The sequence below is a fragment of the Jatrophihabitans sp. genome (genome assembly GCF_051960575.1).
Taxonomy (GTDB): domain Bacteria; phylum Actinomycetota; class Actinomycetes; order Mycobacteriales; family Jatrophihabitantaceae; genus JBQCEE01.
Genome location: NZ_JBQCEE010000270.1, coordinates 1 through 21,061, shown reverse-complemented (window position 1 = coordinate 21,061; position 21,061 = coordinate 1). Strand labels below are relative to the sequence as shown.

General features: G+C 72.8%; 16 protein-coding genes and 1 pseudogene. 5 read left to right on the top strand and 12 right to left on the bottom strand.

Annotated elements, in window-relative coordinates:
• Positions 1-1,024, bottom strand: a 1,024-nt coding sequence (locus ACTHMS_RS15400) for a GTP-binding protein (RefSeq protein ID WP_440307554.1), incomplete at its 3' end; no start/stop codon positions are given.
• A 116-nt stretch (positions 1,025-1,140) separates the two neighbouring features.
• On the opposite strand from ACTHMS_RS15400, the gene ACTHMS_RS15395 reads away from it, so the two are divergent.
• Complete coding sequence (locus ACTHMS_RS15395) at positions 1,141-1,524, top strand: hypothetical protein (RefSeq protein WP_440307553.1); 384 nt, start codon at positions 1,141-1,143, stop codon at positions 1,522-1,524.
• A gap of 128 nt (positions 1,525-1,652) precedes the next feature.
• Positions 1,653-1,913, top strand: coding sequence for a 30S ribosomal protein S20 (gene rpsT / locus ACTHMS_RS15390; RefSeq protein WP_440307552.1), 261 nt, complete (start codon positions 1,653-1,655; stop codon positions 1,911-1,913).
• A 71-nt stretch (positions 1,914-1,984) separates the two neighbouring features.
• Here rpsT and holA read toward each other — a convergent pair whose 3' ends face one another.
• Positions 1,985-2,977, bottom strand: a complete 993-nt coding sequence (gene holA / locus ACTHMS_RS15385; RefSeq protein ID WP_440307551.1) for a DNA polymerase III subunit delta — start codon at positions 2,975-2,977, stop codon at positions 1,985-1,987.
• A gap of 173 nt (positions 2,978-3,150) precedes the next feature.
• On the opposite strand from holA, the gene ACTHMS_RS15380 reads away from it, so the two are divergent.
• Entirely contained in the window at positions 3,151-5,208 is a 2,058-nt protein-coding gene (locus tag ACTHMS_RS15380; protein WP_440307550.1) for a hypothetical protein, read from the top strand.
• A 30-nt stretch (positions 5,209-5,238) separates the two neighbouring features.
• Here the strand turns inward: ACTHMS_RS15380 and ACTHMS_RS15375 are convergent, their stop codons facing one another.
• From ACTHMS_RS15375 to ACTHMS_RS15340, 8 genes are all read right to left on the bottom strand, one after another.
• On the bottom strand, positions 5,239-9,003 hold the full coding sequence (locus ACTHMS_RS15375) for a ComEC/Rec2 family competence protein (protein ID WP_440307549.1): 3,765 nt from the start codon (positions 9,001-9,003) through the stop codon (positions 5,239-5,241).
• Entirely contained in the window at positions 9,000-10,094 is a 1,095-nt protein-coding gene (locus ACTHMS_RS15370) for a ComEA family DNA-binding protein (RefSeq protein WP_440307548.1), read from the bottom strand. The genes ACTHMS_RS15375 and ACTHMS_RS15370 overlap by 4 nt, the downstream gene beginning before the upstream one ends.
• A gap of 92 nt (positions 10,095-10,186) precedes the next feature.
• The gene (locus ACTHMS_RS15365; protein WP_440307547.1) at positions 10,187-11,038 is read right to left on the bottom strand and encodes a DegV family protein; all 852 of its coding nucleotides are present in this window, start codon (positions 11,036-11,038) and stop codon (positions 10,187-10,189) included.
• Between the two features lie 7 nt (positions 11,039-11,045).
• On the bottom strand, positions 11,046-13,919 hold the full coding sequence (gene leuS / locus ACTHMS_RS15360; protein ID WP_440307546.1) for a leucine--tRNA ligase: 2,874 nt from the start codon (positions 13,917-13,919) through the stop codon (positions 11,046-11,048).
• A 290-nt stretch (positions 13,920-14,209) separates the two neighbouring features.
• Positions 14,210-14,860: a histidine phosphatase family protein gene (locus ACTHMS_RS15355; protein WP_440307545.1), complete on the bottom strand. Its 651-nt coding sequence runs from the start codon at positions 14,858-14,860 to the stop codon at positions 14,210-14,212.
• Positions 14,857-15,264 (bottom strand): ribosome silencing factor, encoded by a 408-nt coding sequence (gene rsfS / locus ACTHMS_RS15350; RefSeq protein WP_440307544.1) that lies wholly within the window; start codon positions 15,262-15,264, stop codon positions 14,857-14,859. The genes ACTHMS_RS15355 and rsfS overlap by 4 nt, the downstream gene beginning before the upstream one ends.
• Before the next feature lies 1 nt (position 15,265).
• Entirely contained in the window at positions 15,266-15,865 is a 600-nt protein-coding gene (gene nadD / locus ACTHMS_RS15345) for a nicotinate-nucleotide adenylyltransferase (RefSeq protein ID WP_440307543.1), read from the bottom strand.
• 10 nt (positions 15,866-15,875) lie between these two features.
• Positions 15,876-17,876 (bottom strand): SDR family oxidoreductase, encoded by a 2,001-nt coding sequence (locus tag ACTHMS_RS15340; protein ID WP_440307542.1) that lies wholly within the window; start codon positions 17,874-17,876, stop codon positions 15,876-15,878.
• Between the two features lie 59 nt (positions 17,877-17,935).
• Here ACTHMS_RS15340 and ACTHMS_RS15335 point away from each other — a divergent pair, with 59 nt between their 5' ends.
• Positions 17,936-18,853, top strand: a complete 918-nt coding sequence (locus ACTHMS_RS15335; RefSeq protein WP_440307541.1) for a hypothetical protein — start codon at positions 17,936-17,938, stop codon at positions 18,851-18,853.
• Here the strand turns inward: ACTHMS_RS15335 and ACTHMS_RS15330 are convergent.
• A complete protein-coding gene (locus ACTHMS_RS15330) occupies positions 18,769-19,752 on the bottom strand; it encodes a sulfotransferase family protein (protein ID WP_440307540.1) in 984 nt (327 codons plus the stop codon). The two genes, ACTHMS_RS15335 and ACTHMS_RS15330, sit on opposite strands and share 85 nt — an antisense overlap.
• A 117-nt stretch (positions 19,753-19,869) precedes the next feature.
• Between ACTHMS_RS15330 and ACTHMS_RS15325 the strand changes: the two genes are divergently transcribed.
• Positions 19,870-20,850, top strand: a complete 981-nt coding sequence (locus tag ACTHMS_RS15325; protein ID WP_440307539.1) for an alpha/beta fold hydrolase — start codon at positions 19,870-19,872, stop codon at positions 20,848-20,850.
• 3 nt (positions 20,851-20,853) lie between these two features.
• Here ACTHMS_RS15325 and ACTHMS_RS15320 read toward each other — a convergent pair.
• Positions 20,854-21,061: pseudogene (locus tag ACTHMS_RS15320) on the bottom strand (glutamate-5-semialdehyde dehydrogenase); the annotation flags it as partial.

The following is a 21,061-nucleotide window of genomic DNA, read 5'->3' as shown; positions in this document are numbered from 1 at the left end:
GCGCGACCGACGTCTCCGGCTCGTAGTTGAGCGCGGCGTCGTTGAGCTTGAGCTTGTCGAGCGCGTCGCGCAGCGCCGGGTAGTCGGAGCCGTCGATCGGATAGAGGCCCGAGTAGACCATCGGCTTCGGGTCGCGGTAGCCGCCGAGGCTCTCCTGCGCCGGCTTCGCGGCGTCGGTGACGGTGTCGCCGACGCGGCTCTGGCGGACGTCCTTCACGCCGGTGATGAGGTAGCCGACCTCACCGACGCCGAGCCCGGCGGTCGGCTTCGGCTCGGGCGAGATCACGCCGATCTCGAGCAGTTCGTGGGTCGCGCCGGTCGACATCATCTTGATGCGCTCGCGCGGGGTGAAGTGCCCGTCGATGACGCGGATGTAGGTGATGACGCCGCGGTAGATGTCGTACACCGAGTCGAAGATCATCGCGCGCGGGGCGGCGTCGGCCGCACCGACCGGCGGCGGCACGTCGCGGCAGATCACGTCGAGCAGGTCCTCGACGCCCTGGCCGGTCTTCGCGCTCACCCGCAGCACGTCGTCGGGGTCGCAGCCGATGATGTGCGCGATCTCGGCGGCGTAGACGTCGGGCTGCGCGGCCGGCAGGTCGATCTTGTTGAGCACCGGGATGATCTGCAGGTCGTTCTCGAGCGCGAGGTAGAGATTCGCGAGCGTCTGCGCCTCGATGCCCTGCGCCGCGTCGACGAGCAGCACCGCGCCCTCGCACGCCGCGAGCGACCGCGAGACCTCGTAGGTGAAGTCGACGTGGCCGGGGGTGTCGATCATGTGCAGCACGTGCTCGACACCGGTCTCGCGGCTCGTCCACGGCATGCGGACGTTCTGCGCCTTGATCGTGATGCCGCGCTCGCGCTCGATGTCCATGCGGTCGAGGTACTGGGCGCGCATCGACCGGGCGTCGACGACGCCGGTCAGCTGCAGCATGCGGTCGGCCAGCGTCGACTTGCCGTGGTCGATGTGGGCGATGATGCAGAAGTTGCGGATACGCCCCGGATCGGTCCGGCCGACCGTCATCGGGTCCACCAACGCGCTCACTCCTGGTTCTGCCGCCTGCTGACTCCCCATCGTCTCACGGCGCGCGCGGCCCATCGCCCGACGGCAGGTGCGCGCGGTACGGCAGGATGGCCGCCATGACCGACCCTCGTGCAGCCGTCATCGCCCGCATCCCGGCCGTCGACCTGCGTCCCGGCGACCTGGTCGACACCTCGACCAAGGACAACGACTACCAGGAGGTGCTCGCGGTCTACCGCACGCCGTCGGACGTGCCGTCGGGTGACGCGGTCGAGGACGCGGACGCACTGCGCAACCTGCTGCAGGCCGCCGACGGCAACTACGTCGTCGTCCAGCTCACCGATCTCGCGCCAGTCGACTACGGCGTCATCTTCGAGGACGGTGTGGCCATGGCGGCCGGCGAGGACGAGGAGCAGCCGGTCGCCGAGGTGCTGAGCGACGGCTCGGGCCGCCGCACCTACGTCTACACGAAATACGAGCTGGTCACCGTCCGCGAGCGCTGACCGGCCCGACGCAGGACCGGCGCCCCGTATTTGGGACGACGCACCGCGCGCTGGTAACCTGGCAGGGTTGCCCGGGCGGTGGTTGTCGCTCCGGGCGGTCCCATCCGACGAACATCGAGGCTTTCTTCGTGGCGAACATCAAGTCCCAGATCAAGCGCATCCGTACCAACGAGATCGCTCGACTGCGCAACAAGGACGTGAAGTCGTCCCTCAAGACCGCCGTCCGTCGCTTCCGCGAGGCCGCCGACGCCGGTGACCGCGAGGCCGCGCTCGCCGCCTTCGCCACCGCGTCCAAGAAGCTGGACAAGGCCGTCACCAAGGGCGTCATCCACAAGAACCAGGCCGCCAACAAGAAGTCGGCCATGGCGACCCGGGCCAACGCGCTCTGAGTCGTCCCTGACGTCGTCCTCGAGGCGTGCCGCACGCGCGGCACGCCTCGTGGCATGTCCGGGGTCAGCCCTCAGCGGGCGCCGCGCGCGGCGATCACCCGCCCGATCGCCCGCTCGATCGCGTAGGACGGGTCGACCGCGGCGCCCTTCACATCGGCGTTGAGATCGGCGACGACGCCGAGGGCCCGGCGCAGCCCCGGCTCGTTCCAGCCACGAGCCTGCCCCTGCGCCCGCTTCACCTTCCACGGCGGCATGCCGAGCCGCTTGGCGAGGTCGTACTCACTCCCCCGCCCGGCGGCGGACACCCGCGCCACCGAGCGCACGCCGTCGGCGAGCGCGTCGGCGATGACGACGTGCGGCACGCCGACGGCCAGCGCGTTGCGCAGCGCCTCGAGCGCCGCGTCGCGCCGGCCGGCCACCGCATGGTCGGAGACCGCGAACCCGCTCACCTCGGCCTTGCCGCGGTGGAACGCGCGGACGAGGTCGAGCGTGACGGCGCCGCTGCCGTCGCTGACGAGTTGGTTCGCCGTCGCCGCGAGTTCGCGCAGGTCGCTGCCGACCGCCTCGAGCAGCGCGGTGACCGCGTCGGCCGCGATGCGGCCGCCGGCCCGCCTCACCTCGTCGCGCACGAACTCGGCCCGGTCGTCGGCGCGCGTCAGCTTCGCGCACCCGATCTCGAGCGCCTTGGCCTTCCGCGCCGCGTCCAGCACCGCCTTGCCCTTCGCACCACCCGCGTGCTGCAGCAGGATCACCGTGTCCGGCGTCGGGCTCTGCAGGTGCGCCTGGACGGCCGGCAGGGCCGCAACCTTCACGTCCTGCGCCGCCCGGAGCAAGATCAGCTTCGCGTCGCCGAACAACGACGGGCTCAACAGTTCGGCGAGCTGTGCCACGTCGACCGCCGAGCCCTGCAGTTCGGACTCGACGACCGACGGGTCGGCGGCCCGCGCGGCCGACGAGATCGCGCTGATCGCCCGCTCGACGAACAGCTCCTCGTCGCCGACGAGCAGGACGGCGGCCGGCAGCGGGGTCGGCAGATCGGCAGCGGTGATGGCACGCGACGGCACGACGACGATCCTCGCACCCGCCGCCGACAACGAGTCGCGCCCGGGACCGGTTCGAGCCTCAGATCGGGACAAACGCCTCTGCCTCCACCGGGCCGCTCACCCGATGATCCACAGGCGTGCCGCAACGTCCAGTTGTACCGTCGACGGCGGCGCCGGGGACTCGAAGTGGGTGGGTGTTGGCAGGACGGACAACAGCGCGGCTCGGTGTCGTGGTGGCCATGCTCGGCGCGCTGCTCTCGATCGCGCAGGCCGTGCCGGCGGCGAGTGCGGACACCACGCCACCGCAGGGGACGCCGGCGACGGTGTCCGCTGACGCCCTGCCGACGGTGCAGGTCAACGGGATCGTCTGGGCCACCGCCATCCGCGGCAACATCGTGTACGCCACCGGCCGGTTCAGCCAGGCCAGGCCGGCCGGTGTGCCGGTCGGCGGGCGCGGTTCCGTGCGCCGCGGCAACCTGCTCGCCTTCGACATCACGACCGGTCGACTCCTGACCTCGTTCGTCCACTACCTGGGCGGCGGCCCCACGCCGGAGGGCCGGTCGATCGCGGTCTCGCCGGACGGCACCCGGTTGTACGTCGGTGGCCACTTCCAGCGGGTGGACGGCCGGCCGCACACCAACTTCGCCGTGATCGACCTCCGCAGGAACAGGGTGCTGCCGGGCGACCAGGGGCCGAACGCCACCGTCCTCGCGATCGCCGCGACCAACCGGATGGCCTATGTGGGCGGCGACTTCAGCCGCGCGGGTGGCCGGGTGCGGCACCTGCTGGCGGCGTACTCCACCGCCGGATCGGTCATGACCCGGTGGGTCGCCAATGTCAGCGGCGCTCGTGGCAGCCATGTCGCCGCCCTGGTCGCGGTGCCGCGCGTCGGGCGGCTCATCGTCGGCGGGTCGTTCAACGCCGTCCAGGGCCGCCGCTACTTCTCGCTCGCGGCGCTGAATCTCACGACCGGCGCCCCGGTCACCCCGTGGGCGAGCCAGCGCCTCGCCTTCCCCATCCGGATGCAGCCCCCGCCGGGCACGTCCGGGTTCTCGCTGGGCATTACGAGCCTGCAGACGGACAACACGAAGGTCTACCTGTCGGCGTTCACCAGCGTGGGCGGCCGTCGACCGGGCACCTTCGAGGGCACGGCCGCGATCAGCCCGGTCGACGGACACCTCATCTTCGCCAACGACTGCCACGGCGACACCTACGACGTGTTCCCCGTCGGCAAGGTGATGTACAGCGTCGGGCATCCGCACGACTGTTCGGCGATCGGCGGCTACCCGCAACTGCCGCTGCACTGGCAGCGCGCGCTCGCCGAGACCACGAGCCCCTCGGGTACCGACACGGCGTCCTCGACCCCGCAGGGCTATCCGACCTTCGCCGGCCGGCCGAAGAGCGAGCTGCTGAACTGGTTCCCCTCGCTGGCGATCGCCAACGTGAGCGGCTCGCACGAGGCGGCCTGGACGGTCGTGGCCACGAGCCGCTACGTCGTGCTCGGTGGCGAGTTCCCGTCGGTCAACGGCAGGCCGCAGCAGGGTCTGGTCCGCTTCGCCGTCAAGGCGGCGGCGCCGAACAAGGTGGGGCCGTCCAGGTATCCGGACGCCGGTTACGGCGTGACCGCGACCCCGGCCGACGCCGGCGGCCACTCGACGGTCCACGTCTACACCGTCGGCGACCCGGACAACCGGCGGCTGACGTACAGCGTGACCCGGCCCGGCGGCGGTTCGCCGGTGATCCGCACGATCCCCTCGTCGTTCTGGCGCGCCGACGGCTTCACCTTCACCGACACGGGACTGACACCGGGCACCTCGGCCGACTACGTCGTGACGGTGACCGACCCCTTCGGCAACAGCCGCGTCCTCGACGGGGTGACCGCGTGGGACGACACCGACCCGCGCATCACCTACTCCGGCGGCTGGACGACCGCGACCGGCCTGCCCGACACGACGCCCGACTTCGCCCGCACGCTGCACTACGCCACCGCCGCCGGCGCCTCGTACCAGTTCGGCTTCGACGGCACCGCCTTCACGCTCGTCGGCGAGACCTCACCTGCCCAGGGTCAGATCCAGGTGGTGATCGACGGCGGCGCACCGATCACGGTCGACACGTCCGGGACGATCCGGCAGTTCGCCCAGCGGATCTACCAGAGCCCGGCCCTGGCGGCCGGCCCGCACACGGTCGTCGTCACGAAGGCGACCGGCGCGAGCATCTCCGTCGACGCCGTGCGGGTGACCACCTCGGGCTGAGCCGCCCCGCACGCGGCTCGGGGGGGTCGATCAGGGCAGCGGTTGCCTGGTCGGCCGCGCGCCGCCGCGGTAGATGACCGCATGGAATGGCGTGTCCGGGTCGGTGAAGTCGGAGCCGACGTACACGCACACGCCGGACCGACACGCGACGTCGTCGAAGGCCGCAGGGCTCCGGCGCACCACGAAGTGGCCGTTGGCACGATCCCGCCAGGCCGACAGCCCGGTCGTCTCGCCGCCGCGGTCGACGATGGCGCCGACCGACGCGCAGCGCGCGAAGGTGAAGCACGAGACGGCGCCCAGCCCACCCTCACCCTCGATGTCGGCGACCGGCCGCAGGGACGGTCGGACGTCGTACCAGGCGCCGCCGGCCTTGCGATTCTCGACGAGCGGCGCACCGAGGCTCTCGTCGTAGCCGACGGCGACGCACGAGCCGGCCGAGGGGCAGGCCACGTCGGCCAGCGACGCGCCTGGATCGCCGGACGCGTGACCGGACAGCGGGAGGTGCCCGAGCCACGTCCAGCGGCGGCCGTCCCAGTGCTCGGCCAGCGGACGCGGGTCGGAGCGTTCCGACCCCACGGCCGTGCAATCGGTCGCGGTACGGCAGTCGACGCCCTCGAGCGCGGTGTTCGGGAACGGTCGGGCAGCCGTCGGGCGGAGCCGGAGCATCCCCCCGGCGTACTGCCAGGCGACCGCCTGGTCGTAGTACCCGCTCGACCGGTGCGCGAGCCGCGACCCGACGGCCACGCAGGCGGCGTGCGCGGCGCAGCTGACCGCGACGCCGGTGGTGCTGCCCGGGCGGGCGATCCCGACCGCGTGCCACGCGTGGCCGTCCCAGCGCTCCGCGAGCAGGAAGGCGTGGTCGCTGCCCCGCTCGGCGAAGCCGGCGGCGAGGCAGAAGCTCGCCGACGTGCACGACACCGACGTCAGGTCGACGCCGTCCGCGCCGGCCGGTACCGCGACGGCGGGCGCCAGGTGCCAGGACGATCCGTCCCATCGGTACCCCAGCGCCTGTGCGGGCGCCGTCGACGAGGACGCGTGACTGCCGACCGTCATGCAGAACGAGGCCGTCGGGCAGGACACGGACACCAGCCGGCTCACCGCGTCCGGCGCGGCCGCGGACGCGGTCGGTGCGCCGCGGAGCACCGCGGCGGCGAGTGCGGGACCCCAGACGAACGACCACATCCTGGCTCGACGCATGCGCATGCCTTCCCCCTGCGGCGCGGGCGGCGACCTCGCCCGGGCGTTCGCGATCCTCGTCCGTCTTGTCCGGTTCCTGGTCATCAGATCAGCGGCGGCACGAGCGGTCAACCGCGTCCGGACGGGGGACGACCCGTGCGCGGCATCCTCCGCTTGGCCGGCGGCCGTCGCGACGCCGGCGGTCGACCGCGCACCGCGTCCTGCGGGCACTCCCCGCGGCGAGGCGACGCCGCGGGCCATGCTGCCGCGGACGACGAGCGCAGGGTGCCCTTGGCGGGCGACCACCGCGACATCGCCGTCGTGATCGGTCCGGGCGACCGCGACCCCCGCCGCGGCGAGTGCTTGCAGCGCAACCGGCGACGGATGGCCGTAGTCGTTGTGCAGGCCGACGCTGATCACGCCCACGAGCGGATGCACCGCCGCGAGGTAGGCCGGGTCGAACCAGGCGCTGCCGTGGTGCCAGACCTTGAGCACGTCGGCCCGCAGGTCGACGCCGGCCGCCAGCATCGCCCGCTGGGCCTCGATCTCGGCGTCGGCCGAGAGCAGGATGCGCAGGCCGTCGACGGTCGCGCGCAGCACCAGCGAGCTGTTGTTCGGATCGGACCGGGTGCCGTGGAACGGTGCCGCCGGGCCGAGGACGTCGAGGTGCACCGCGCCGATGTCCAGCGCTGCACCGTCGTGGGCGACCGACGACGCGATCCCCCGCGCGGCGATCGTGCGGTCGACGAGATCGACGCCGGACGCGGGATCGGCGAGCGGACTGACCAGCACGCGCCCGACCGACCGCCCCCGCAGCACGCCGGTCAGCCCGCCGACATGGTCGAGGTGGAAGTGCGTCAGCACCAGCAACGGCACACGGTCGACGCCGAGATCGGCGAGACAGCGGTCGACGGGCACCGGGTCGGGCCCGGCGTCGACCACGACGGCCGCGTCAGCCGCCGCACGCAGCACCAGGGCGTCGCCCTGCCCGACGTCGCACGCCACCATCACCCAGCCCGGCACGGGCCAGCCGGACGCGACCGTGCGCAGCGGGATCTGCACGAGCACGGCCACCGTCAGCGCGGCGACCACCACCGGCCTGGTGCGCCGCGCCACCGTCAGCGCGACCACCGCGGCGAGCACCACGAACAGCGCGACCGCGCCCAGCGGTCCGCCCGGCCACGGCACCACAGCACCTGGCAGCCCGCCGAAGCAGTCGGCGACCAGCACCAGCCACCGGCACGGCCAGCCCGCCAGCCAGGCGAAGGCAGCGCCCAGCGGGGCGACGAGCGTTCCGGTCGCCGCGGCGAGGAAGCCGAGCACCGTCGCCGCCGCCACGACCGGTTCGGCGAGCACATTGGCCGGGACGGCCACCACGCTCACCTGACCTGACACCGTCGCGATCACCGGTGCCGTCACCACGTGCGCCGCCGCCGCGACCGCGACGGCCTCGGCGACGCCCGGCGGCACCCGCCGTCGACGCAGCGCCGCGACCCACGGCGGACCGAGCACGAGCAGCGCGACCGTCGCGAGCACCGACAACACGAAGCCGGTGTCCGCGGCGAGTGTCGGATCGGCGACCAGCAGCACCAGCACGGCCGCCGCGAGCCCGGGCATCGCCGCCCGCGGCCGGCCCGTCGCCAGCGCCACCAACCCGATCGCCGCCATCACCGCAGCGCGCAGCACGCTCGGCGACGGCCGCGCGACGACGACGAAGACGACCAGCACCGCGCCGGCGACCACCGCGACCAGCCACGGTCGCCACCGCGCCCGCCGAAGCACGAGCACCACCAACCCGATCACGATGGAGCAGTTGGTGCCGCTCACCGCCACCAGATGGGTGAGACCGGCCGTACGGAAGTGCTGCGCCAGCACCGGGTCGAGGTCGGTGGTGTCGCCGTCGACGAGCCCGGGCAGCAGGCCGCGCTCCTCGTCCGGCAGCACCGACGCCGCCGACCGGAGCGCGGTACGCACGCCCGTCGCGACCCGCTCGAACCACGGCGGGCGCCCGAGCAGCGTCGGTGGGGCGCGCGCGAAGAGCACCACCTGCAGCACCCCACCGTCGCGCGCCGGCTGCAGCCTGCCCTCGGTGCTGATGCGCTGGCCGGGTGCGAGCAGCGACCACCCGGCCGCCGGCGCCAGCACGAGCACGCCGCCGTCGGCGTCGACGGTGCGGCCGCCGATGGAGATGCGGTCGGCCGCGGTGGGCACGGCGACCCGCGCAGTGCCGCCCGGACCTGTCGCCGCCAACGGCTTCGGGTCGCCCGTGAGGTGCAGTTCGAGCAGCACCGACCGATGGGCACGGGCTGCCGCGACCGTCGCGGATGCCCCGGCATGCGCCAGCCGTCCGGCCAGCGGCACCAGCACCAGGGCCGTGCAGAACCCGGCCAGTGCCGCCGTGCGGCACCACCCCCTGCTGCACGGCACCAGCAGCAGGACGAGCCCGGCGACCGCCGCGATCACCCCGGCGAGCAGGACCCGGGCCGCCGAGGCGGACAGGAGGACCGCGGTGACCGGCCACGCCGTCGCCGCGCCGAGCGCCAGGCGCAGGTCGAGGGGCTCGGGCGCCGTCGTGGCGTCGCCCGAAGGCACCGGCCCGCCCGCCGCTGCCCCGATCACAGCGTCACCAGGGCCTTGAGCTGCGCGAACTTCACGTCGCCGATGCCGGTCACGTCGTCGAGCTGGTCGATCGCGGTGAAGCCGCCGTGCTCGGCGCGCCAGTCGAGGATGTGCTGGGCCAGCACCGGTCCGACGCCGGGATGGGTCTGCTGTTGGTCGAGTGTCGCCGCGTTGTGGTTGACGGGCGCACCAGGGCCGCTCGGGCCGGACGCGGCGCCGCTGCCCGGTGCTGGTGCCGGTGCGGATCCGGCGACGACGGGGCCGCCCACGACGATCTGCTGGCCGTCGGTCAGGCGCGCTGCGAGGTTGAGCGACGTCGTCGACGTATGCGGCCGCGCGCCGCCGGCGGCGGCAAGTGCGTCCGCGACGCGAGCACCGGCCGGCAACCGGTACAGCCCGGGACGCCGCACGCGCCCCTCGACGTCGACCACCACCGGGACGGTGGCCCCGCCGGCCCATGACCCGCTCGCCGCACCCGGCGTCGCCGTCGGGGACGCCACCGCCGCGGCCGACCCGCGCACCCGCCCCGTGCCGCTCGCCATCGCGGGCACCGCCTGCGGCTGCGACGAGAACACCCACCATCCGGTGATGACGGCGGCGAGCAGTGCGGCCAGCCCGACGGCCACGACCGGCCGCCGTGCCGGGTGGGCGTGCACGGGCCTGGCCCCCACCAGCCGGTCGAGCCATGCCGGCCGGGTCGGAGCCGGACCCGGCGGAAGCGCGGGGGGTCGCGTCCCGTCGCCCGGCACGGTGCCCGCGGACGAGGGAGCGGGCGAGGGCGAGTCGGTCGCCGTCGGCGCGAACCGCCACAGCATGGGCTCTGCGGACGACGCCGCCTGCGACGACCTCGACGATGTGACGGACGCGGGGACGCCCGCGTCGAACACCGCCGCCAGCTCGGCGTCGGACAGTGCGAACAGCCCGTCGTCCACCTCGTCGTGCTCTCCACCGACGGGGTCACTCCCCCACGAGCCTGCCGTCAGCACGCCGTCCGGGTCGGCCGCCGTCACGCCCGCCGCGTGCGCGGCGACGATGGCCTGCACGCGGGCCGCCACCAGCGCCTGCTGCCTGCGCTGCCCGGCGACCCACACCGCGACGACGATAGGCAGCCGTGACCCGGCGGCGGCGCGGGACGATCACGCCTGTGGAGACACGCCGCCCTGTGGACGCGGCCCGTGGATTGTCAGACCCCCGTGCTACCCGGCTGCCGCGCCACCACCGTGCCGATGACGCCCGGCCCGAGGTGCGCCGCGATCACCGGGCCGATCTCGGCCACCCGCACCGACCGCGCCGCCGGCAGCGCCGTGCGCAGCTGCGCCGCGACGCCGTTGGCCCGGGTCAGTGCCGCGAGGTGGTGCACCGCCACATCGACCGGTCCGTCACCCGCGGCGTCCACGGTCAGCTGCACGAGCCGGGCGACCGCCTTGGTCGACGTGCGCACCTTCTCGAGCGCCACGATGTGCCCCTCGACCATCTGCAGCAACGGCTTGATGGACAGCGACGTGGCGAGCAGGGTCGAGGCCGAACCGATGCGCCCGCCGCGGCGCAGGTACTCGAGGGTGTCGACGTAGAACATCGTGCGGGTCCGGTCGACCGTCGCCGCCGCGGCCTGCTGCACCTCGGCCGCCGAGCCGCCCGCCTCGGCCGCTGCCACCGCCGCGAGCACCGCGAAACCGAGCCCGGCCGCCGTCGAGCGCGAGTCGACGACGCGGACGACACCGAACGGGAAGTCCTGCGACGCGAGCACGGCGGCCTCCCACGTGCCCGACAGCTGCCGCGAGAGATGGATCGACACGACCCGTTCGGCGCCGGCACTCAACGCCTGTTGATACGCGGCCGCGAACTCGGCGGGCGACGGACGCGAGGTGGTGACCGTCTTCTTCTCACGCAGCACCCGCGCGACGTCTGCCGGCGTGATCCCGTCGACCGGCTGCCCCGAGACCATCACGGTCAGCGGCACGACGTGCACGCCGAGGTCGGAGGCCGGCGACGGCAGGTCGACGGTCGAGTCGGTGACGACCGCGACGCGTGCCATCGCCGCCTCAGACCACGAAGTTGATCAGGCGTCCGGGCACGGTGACCACACGCCGCGTCGGCTTGCCGTCGAGCGCCGCCACCACCCGTTCGTCGGCGCGTGCGAGTGCCTCCATCTGCGTCGTGTCGGCGTCGGCGGGCATCAGCAACTTCGCCCGCAGCTTGCCGTTCACCTGCACCGGGATCTCGACGGTGTCGTCGACCAGCAGCGCCGGGTCGGCCTCGGGCATGGGCGCCCACGCCAGCGACTCGGTGTGCCCGAGCCGCGACCACAGCTCCTCGGCGACGTGCGGGGCGAGCGGCGCCGTCATCAGCACCAGCGCCTCGGCCACCTCGCGCGGCGCACCCCCGTTCGGGTACGCCGCCGTCACCGCGTTGTTCAACTCGGTGATCCGGGCGATGGACGTGTTGAAGCGTAGCGTCTCGTACCCCTCGCGCACGGCGTGGATCGTCTTGTGCAGCAGGCGGTTCAGCTCGTCCGGCACGGCGTCGTCCGAGACGTGCACCTGACCCGTCTCCTCCGACAGCACCACCCTCCACAGGCGTTGCAGCAACCGGAACGGCCCGACGATCGCCTTCGCGTCCCACGGCCGCGACTGCTCGAGCGGCCCGCTGAACATCTCGAACACGCGGAAGGTGTCGGCGCCCCAGTCGGCGATGAACTCGTCGGGCGTGACGACGTTCTTCAGCGACTTGCCGATTTTGCCGAACTCCTGGTTCACCTGCTCGCCGTGGAAGAAGAACGTGCCGTCGCGCTCCTCGACCTGCGCCGCCTCGACGTAGGCGCCGCGGCTGTCGGTGTACGCGGGCAGCTGCAGGTAGCCCTGATTCACCAGCTTGTGGAACGGCTCGGACGACGACAGGTAGCCCAGGTCGAACAGCACCTTGTGCCAGAACCGCGCGTAGAGCAGGTGCAGCACCGCGTGCTCGACACCACCGACGTACAGCCCGACGCCACCGAGCGGACGGTCGGCCGACGGCCCCATCCAGTACTGCTCGACCTCGGCGTCGACCAGCCGCTCGCTGTTGGTCGGGTCGAGGTAGCGCAGCTCGTACCAGCACGAGCCGGCCCAGTTCGGCATCGTGTTCGTCTCGCGCCGGTACTGCTTCGGCCCGTCGCCCAGGTCGAGCGTCACCGTCACCCAGTCGGTCAGCCGACCGAGCGGCGGCTCCGGCGTCGACTCGGAGTCCTCGGGCGGGAACGACTTCGGCGAGAAGTCGTCGGTCTCGGGCAGCTCGACCGGCAGCATCGACTCGGGCAGCGCGATCGGCAGCCCCGTGTCGTCGAAGACGATCGGGAACGGCTCGCCCCAGTAGCGCTGACGCGAGAACAGCCAGTCGCGCAGGCGATACGTCGTCGCGCCGCGTCCGTCGCCGCGGTCCTCCATCCACGCGATGATCGCGGCCTTCGCCTCGGTGACGCCCATGCCGTCGAGGAAGTCCGAGTTGATCGCCGGCCCGTCGCCGGTGAACGCCTTCGACTCGTCCCAGTCGGCCGGCGGTTGCACGGTACGGATGATCGGCAGCTCGAAGACCTGCGCGAAGTCCCAGTCGCGCTCGTCCTGCGCGGGCACCGCCATGATCGCGCCGGTGCCGTAGCCCATCAGCACGTAGTCGGCGATGAACACCGGGATGGACGCCCCGTTCACCGGGTTCGTCGCGAACGAGCCGGTGAACACACCGGTCTTGTCCTTGCCCTCGGCCTGCCGGTCGACGTCCGCCTTCGACGCGGCCTGCGCGCGGTACGCCGCGACCGCCTCCGCCGGCGAGGCCCGCCCGCCTGTCCAGACATCCTTCGTGCCGTCCGGCCAGGCCGGCGCGGTCAGCGCGTCGACCAGCGGGTGCTCGGGCGCCAGCACCATGTAAGTGGCGCCGAACAGCGTGTCCGGACGGGTCGTGAAGACCTCGATGTCACCGGCGTCCGATGCGAACCGCACGTGCGCGCCCGTCGAGCGGCCGATCCAGTTGCGCTGCATCGTGCGCACCTTGTCCGGCCAGTCGATGTGGTCGAGGTCGTCGATCAGCCGGTCGGCGTAGGCGGTGATCCGCATCATCCACTGGGCCAGCGGCTTGCGGAACACCGGGAAGTTGCCGCGCTCGGAGCGTCCGTCGGCGGTGACCTCCTCGTTCGCCAGCACGGTGCCCAGGCCGGGCGCCCAGTTGACCAGCGACTCGGCGCGGTATGCGAGCCGATGGTTGTCGACCACCACGCGCCGCTGGGTCGCGTCCAGCTGCGACCACGGGGCGTCGAACGGGTTCGTGCCCGGGTTCGGCTCGCGCGTGCCGGCGTCCAGCTCGGCGATCAGCTCGTCGATGCGGCGCGCCTTGTTCGCATCCGTGTCGTACCAGGCGTTGAAGATCTGCAGGAAGATCCACTGCGTCCAGCGGTAGAACTCGAGGTCGGTGGTCGCGACCCGGCGCCGCTCGTCGTGGCCGAGCCCCAGCCGGCGCAGCTGCCGCAGGAAGGTGTCGATGTTCGCGTACGTCGTGGTGCGCGGGTGCTGCCCGGTCTGCACCGCGTACTGCTCGGCCGGCAGCCCGAACGCGTCGAAGCCCATCGTGTGCAGCACGTTGTCGCCGCGCATGCGCAGGTAGCGGGCGTAGACGTCGGTGCCGATGTAGCCGAGCGGGTGGCCGACGTGCAGGCCCGCTCCGGAGGGGTACGGGAACATGTCGAGCACGTACGCGGCGGGCCTGCCCTCGACACGGTCGAAGCCGTCGGCGAGCGGGCCGCGCGGGTTCGGCGTGGCGAACGTGCCGTGCTCGGCCCAGTAGGCCTGCCACTTCGTCTCGAGGGCGTCGGCCACGGCCGCGGTGTAGCGGTGCGGCGGGACGTCGGAGGCGGCCCCGGCGGCGCCGGCGGTCTCGGCGGGCGTGCTCATGTGCTGCGTTCCCTCTCGTGGTCAGGACTCCGGACAGACGAAGAGCCCCTGCGTCGATCCGCAGAGGCTCCGCCGCGCCGGTCGTTCAGTCGACCGTGCGCGGCCCGGGAAGGGACAGTCCCGAATCCATGGGGACCACTCTAGTCCTGTGCGGCGGTCCAGGACCGCCTGCAGGTGCGCGCCCCGCGCCCGCCGTCCGTCGCCGCCGGGCGCGGGGGCACCTGGACCGAACTGTATGGCCTGGACGAGGAAGTTGAGCACGCAAGTGTCGTGGCGTTGCTCACTGCTCGTCAGGCGTCGGCGTCGGGTGCGTCCTCGCCGCTCGACGGCCGGGCGATTGCGACCGGTATGACCGTTCCGGGCACCCCGATGTTGTGCGCGCGCAGCCGCCACGACCCCTCGTCGCGCCACAGGTCCGTCCAGTGGCAGTTCGCCAGCGGGCCCAGCGGGTGCTGGGCCTGCGCGATGCCGATCAGCGCGTTGCACAGCGCCATCGCGGTGGCCGAGTGGGTGACGAACACCAGCGTCTCGGCGGCGGGCTGGTCGGCGAAGGCGGCCAGCGCCCGGGCGGCCACCTGGTCGCGGGTCTCGCCGCCGCGGCGGCTGACGTCGCGTCCGGCCCGCCAGTCCTCGAACTCGTCCGGGTGGTCGCGCTCGACCTCGTCGCGTGTCAACCCCTCCCAGTGCCCCAGCGACCGCTCCCGCAGCCGCTCGTCCACCGCGACCGGCAGGCCGATCGCCGACGCGACGATCCGCGCCGTCTCGAGCGCCCGCGCGAGGTCGGAGCTCACGATCCGGTCGGGCTGCAGCGCGGCGACCAGCCCGGCGACCTCGTAGGCCTGCATGCGGCCGACGTCGTCCAGCGGCGGGTCGGCCTGACCCTGGAAGCGGCGCTGCGCGTTCCACTCGGTGCGGCCGTGCCGCAGCAGGACGAGCCTCACGCGGTGTCGCCGGCCGCCGCCCGCTCGGCGTCGTGCGCTGCCTTAGCGGCGTCCTCGAACGGCAGGAACGGGCAGTCCTTCCACAACCGCTCGAGGGCGTAGAACACGCGCTCCTCGGCGTGCTGCACGTGCACCACGATGTCGACGTAATCGAGCAGCACCCACCGTCCGTCGCGCTGGCCCTCACGGCGCACCGGCTTGGCACCCGCAGCCCGCAGCTTCTCCTCGACCGCGTCGACGATCGCCTCGACCTGCCGCTCGTTGTTGCCGGTCGCGATGACGAAGACGTCGGTGATCGCCAACCGCTCGCTGACGTCGATGAGGACGATGTCGGTGGCCAGCTTGTCGGCCGCCGCCTGCGCCGCGATCCGGGCGAGGTCCACTGCGTGTTCGGTCGCTGCCACGTCAGCGACGGTACAGCCCGTGCTTGCTGATGTACTGCACGACGCCGTCGGGCACCAGGTACCAGATGGGGTGCCCGGCCTCGACCCGCGCGCGGCAGTCGCTCGAAGAGATCGCCATCGCGGGCACGTCGATGAGCATCACCGAGTCGCTCGGCAGGTGGTCGACCTTGAGCTCGTAGCCCGGACGCGTCACCCCGATGAAGCGGGCGAGCTCCATCGCCTCCTCCGCGTCCTTCCAGGACAGGATCTGCGCGAGCGCGTCGGCACCGGTGATGAAGGACAGCTCGGCCTCGGGGAACTGCGCGGCGAGGTCGCGGATCGTGTCGATCGTGTACGTCGGGCCGGGCCGGTCGATGTCGACGCGGCTGACCCAGAAGCCGGGGTTGGACGCGGTGGCGATCACCGTCATGAGGTAGCGGTGCTCGGCCGGGCTGACGTCGCGCTCGGCCTTCTGCCACGGCGCGCCGGTGGGCACGAAGACGACCTCGTCCAGCCCGAACTCGGACGCGACCTCCGACGCCGCCACGAGGTGGCCGTGGTGGATGGGGTCGAAGGTGCCGCCCATGATGCCGAGGCGCTTCACTCGGGGATCGGGCGTCATGCGCGGCAAGCTACCAGTGGACGCCCCGCAGGATGTGCGCGAACGCGACGCTCTCGCTCGACGGTTCGGCCTGCTTGCCCTTCCGGTCCCCGAGGGCCGCCCGCGAGTCGGGGAACATCCGATAGCCCTGGTTCAGCACGACGTCGACGCTCTTCGGTGCGAGCTGGTACGCGAGCGCCCCGAGGTTGCCCAGCGTCGTCCCCGCCGTCTTGGGCCGCTGCACGATCGCGCGGCAGATCATGTCGGCCGCCTCGTTCGGCGTCATCGCCGGGAACCGGTCGTACATCTTGGTCGGCGCGATCATCGGGGTGCGCACCAGCGGCATGTAGACGGTGGTGATGTGCACGCCGTCCTCGCGCACCTCCGAGGCGATGCAGCGCGAGAACGCGTCCAGTGCGGCCTTCGAGGCGACGTAGGCCGAGAAGCGCGGCGTGTTGGTCTGCACGCCGATCGAGCTGATGTTGATGATGTGGCCGCCCTTGCGGCCGTCCGGGCCGGCCTGGCGCATCGTCGGCAGCAGCGACAGGATCAGCCGCACGGCGCCGAAGTAGTTGAGCTGCATCGTGCGCTCGTAGTCGTGCATGCGGTCGTAGCTCAGCGCCACCGAGCGGCGGATCGAGCGACCGGCGTTGTTGATGAGAATGTCGACCCGCCCGTGCTCGGCCGTCACCTCCTTGGCCATCCGCTCGATGTCGTGCAGGTCGGTGAGGTCGCAGCGGTGGACGAACGCGGTGCCGCCGAGGTCGGCGATCTCCTGCTTGGTCTGCTCGAGCTTCTCGGCGCCGCGCGCGACCAGGATGACCTTGCCGCCGGCCGACCCGACCCGCAGCGCGGTCGCGCGGCCGATGCCCGACGACGCACCGGTGATCATGACCGTCTTGCCGTTGAGGGCGCGCGCCAGTGCCTTGTCCTTACGGCGGTCGGGGCTGTACGTGCGCTCCCAGTACTCCCAGAGGTTCTGCGCGTAGCTCGCCAGCGGCGGCACCTTGAGCCCCGAGCCCTCCAACGCCCGTTGCGTGCGGGTCGAGTCGAAGTGGGTGGGATAGGTCAGGTAGTGGAAGGTCTCGCGCGGGATGCCGAGCTCGGCGAGCACGAAGTCGGTGGCCTGCCGCGCCCCGGGCAGGTGCGACACGATGGACGTGAGTCGCAGCGGCAGTGCGTCGAGCCCGCGCGCGTCGAGCGCCAACCCGGGCACCGGCGCGTGCGCGGCCTTGGCGATCACCTTCACCAGCCCGCCCACCGTGAGCGGCGCCGGGTCGGTGAGGTGGAACGTCTCGCCGTCCAGGTTCGGCTTGTGCGCGAGGTAGTCGATGGCCTTCGCGACGTAGTCGACCGGGACGACGTTGATCTCGCCGCCCTCGAGGCTGACCCCGCGCGACCACGACGGCAGGATCCGCGTGCGCTGGATGGTGCGGAAGAAGTAGTAGGGCCCGTCGATCTTGTCGATCTCGCCCGTCTGCGAGTGCCCGACGACGATGCCCGGCCGGTACACGCGCCACGGCACCCGGCGCTCGCGGCGTACGAGCTGTTCCGCGTCGTGCTTGGTGCGCAGGTACGGGTCGGTGTCCAGCTCCTGCGCCTCGTCGAGCATGTCCTCGGTCCAGACGCCCTTGTAGAGGCCGGCGACCGCGATCGAGCTGACGTGGTGGAAGTGCCCGGCGCCGATGGCCGCGGCCAGGTCGAGCGCGTTGCGGGTGCCGTCGACGTTGGCCTGCCGCTGCGTCTGCGCGTCGGCGGTGATGTCGTAGACGGCGGCGAGGTGGAAGAAGTGCTCGATGCGCCCGGTGAGCCGTTCGATGTCGGCCTGCGTGACGCCGAGCTGCAGCTTCCCGATGTCGCCGAGCACGGGCACCAGCCGGTCGTCGTCCACGCCGAGGCGCTCCTTGAGCGCGTCGAGCTTGTCGAGCGACTGAGGCCGGGTGAGCGCGTACACCGTCTCGCCGCGCTGCAGCAGCTCGGCGACGAGGAAGCGGCCGATGAACCCGGTGGCGCCGGTGACGAAGGAGGCCATGCCAGCAGTGTCCCCCACGGTCCCGGGAACGGGCGGGTCGAGTCTCTAGGGTGGGCTGGGTGAGCCTGTCCGCCGATCTTCTCGCCGCGATCACCGCCACCGACGCCGATGTCGCGGTCGAACCGCCCGGTCACGGCGACGGCTTCTGGGCCGGCGGACCGTCGATCGCCCACCTGGACGGCGTCTTCTGGCTCGCCTACCGCCTGCGCCGACCGGTGACCGAGGGGCGGGGCTACGCCAACGTCGTCGCGCGCTCCGAGGACGGCGTGCGGTTCGAGCCGGTCGCCACCGTGCCCGTCGGCCTCTTCGGCGCCGCGTCGCTCGAACGCCCGGCGCTCGTGCCGCGGCCGGACGGCGGGTGGCGGCTCTACGTGTCGTGCTCGACGCTCGACTCGAAGCACTGGTGGGTCGAGGCGCTCGACGCCGACGAGCCCGCGGGCCTGCCCTCGGGCCGGCGCTCGATGGTGCTGCCCGGCGACCTGGCGACCACGGCGTGGAAGGACGTCGTGGTGCGGCACACCGACGCCCACGGCTGGCAGATGTGGGCGTGCCGGCACCCGCTCGACGGCGGGGACGCCGAGGCCGACCGCATGACCAGCGTCTACTTCACCAGCGACGACGGCCTCGCCTGGACGGAGGTGGGCACCGCGCTCGCGCCGACCGCCGGCAGCTGGGACGCGCGCGGCACCCGCATCACGACCGTGGTGCAGGACGGCGATGGATGGCTGGCCTGCTACGACGGCCGGGCCACCGCGGCCGAGAACTGGTACGAGCGCACGGGTTTCGCCACCGGCTCGTCGCCGGCGTCGTTCACTGCTGCGGGCGGCCCGACCCCGGCCGGGCGGACGCTGCGGTACCTCAGCGTCGCCGACCTCGGCGACGCGTACCGGGTCTACTGGGAGGCGTCGCGGCCGGACGGCGCCAACGACCTGCGCACCGCGTACGTGCCGCGGTCGGAGTCGCCGAGCCAGTCCTGAAAGTCACGGCCCAGCAGCCGTTCGAGCAGCGCGACGTCGTCGACGAAGTGCTGCACCAGCGCCCGCCGGTCGTCGACGGCGAGCTTCGGGCGGTTCGGGTGGCCGCGGTGCAGTGCCGCGAGCAGCGGACGCGACACCTGCCTCCACACTTGTGGAGGGACGAACGAGCCCGCGTAGGCACCGGCGCGCACCGCCCGGCGCAGCACGGTGTTCACCGCGCCCTCCCCCGCCCAGTTGGAGAGGTTGGACGACGGGATCGTGTGCACCAGCCCCGGCCGCACGCCGAGGAAGTCGGTGACCGCACGCAGCGTCGCCGCCTCGTCGTCGATGAGCTCGCGGTAGCGCACGACGTGCACCTGCTCGCGCGGGAAGCACCGGAACAGGTGCTCGAGCTGCTCGCCGTAGCGGCCGAGCTCGAGGTAGCGCCAGAACGGCGCCCAGCCCTGCGCGACGCGGTCGGGTTCGAGCTCGCACGCCCGGCGGAAGTCGGACACCGGCTCGAGGCCGTCGCTGCGCAGGTGCGTCCAGTTCGAGTAGGCGCGGTCGACCGGGTCGCGGATGACGGCGATGAGCTTGGCGCCCGGCACGGTCGCCGCGAGGCGGCGGTGGGCGGCCCTGTCCCACAGGTAGAACGGCGTGCTCTCGCCCTTGAGCGTGCCGGCGGGCGCGGCGGCGAACAGCGCCTCGTACCGCTCGCGGCGCCAGATCCACTCCCGCGCGCTGTGGGCGTCGCCGGGGCCGCGGTGGTCGGCGCGGCGCGGCGCGCGATCGTCCAGCAGGAAGTACTTGGGTTCCTTCGGCCTCGAGAGGAACAGGTCGGGGTGCTGCACCAGCGCGGCGTGGATCGCGGTCGATCCCGCCTTCGGTGCGCCGATGACGAAGAAGTCGGGCAGCGCCATGGCCGAACCCCTTTGTCGAGTGATTCAGTAGGGATAGCCTACCTGTACCCATCCGGATGTCGGGATCTGCAACATCGACGAAACCGACGGGCGCGTCGCGCTGCCTAGCCTGTGGTCATGCCCGCCGCCATCGAGATCCGGACGACGGTGGTGCACGGGTACCGCCGCCAGTACCGCATCGGCGGCTGGGACAGCGGCGGGTCGCCCGTGCTGCTGCTGCACGGCATCGGCGACAGCTCGGCGACCTGGGCCGAGGTGCTGCCGATGCTGGCCGAGCACCACCTCGTCGTGGCGCCGGACTTCCTCGGTCACGGCGGCTCGGACAAGCCGCGCGCCGACTACTCGGCGCCGGCGTTCGCCAACGGCATGCGCGACCTGCTGACCCTGCTCGAGATCGAGCGGGTGACGATCGTGGGGCACTCGCTCGGCGGCGGTGTCGCGGCGCAGTTCGCCTACCAGTACCCGGAACTGGTCGAGCGGCTCGTGCTGGTGGCGGCGGGCGGCGCGGGCCTGCGGGTGTCGCCGCTGCTGCGGCTCGCGGCGACGCCGTTCACCGAGATCGGGCTGGCCGCGCTGCGGCTGCCCACCGCGCCGCTGTGGCTCAAGGCGGCGATCGAGCTGCTCTGCCTGCTCGACGCCGACCTCGCCCTCGACCGCACCGACGTGCGGCGCGTGTTCGACGCGCTGCCCGACCGTGACGCGGCGTCGGCGTTCGTGCGCACCCTGCGCTCGGTGGTCGACCGGCGCGGCCAGGTCGTGACCATGCTCGACCGCAGCTACCTCGTGCGCGACATCCCGACCATGATCATGTGGGGCAGCCGCGACGCCATCGTCCCGTCGTCGCACGCCGACACCGCGCACGCCGCCTACCCGGGCAGCCGGCTCGAGCTGTTCCCCGGCGCCGGGCACTTCCCCTTCCGCACCGACGCGCACCGGTTCGTGAAGCTGATCGAGGAGTTCATGGCGACCGAGGAGCCGGCCGTCTTCGACCGCGAGCGCTGGCGGCACCTGCTGCGGGCGGGGCGGCCCGACCCGGCGCATGCGCTGCCGGCGCCCGTGGAGGCGGTCGAGGCGGCGGTGTCGCTCAGCTCGAGCTGACGCTCAGCGGGTGTGCCCGTCGCCGGTGACGATCCACTTGGACGAGGTCAGCTCGGCGAGCCCCATCGGCCCGCGCGCGTGCATCTTCTGCGTCGAGATGCCGATCTCGGCGCCGAAGCCGAACTCGCCGCCGTCGGTGAACCGGGTGCTGGCGTTGACCATGACGGCCGCCGAGTCGACACGGGCGACGAAGCGGCGGGCGGCGTCGAGG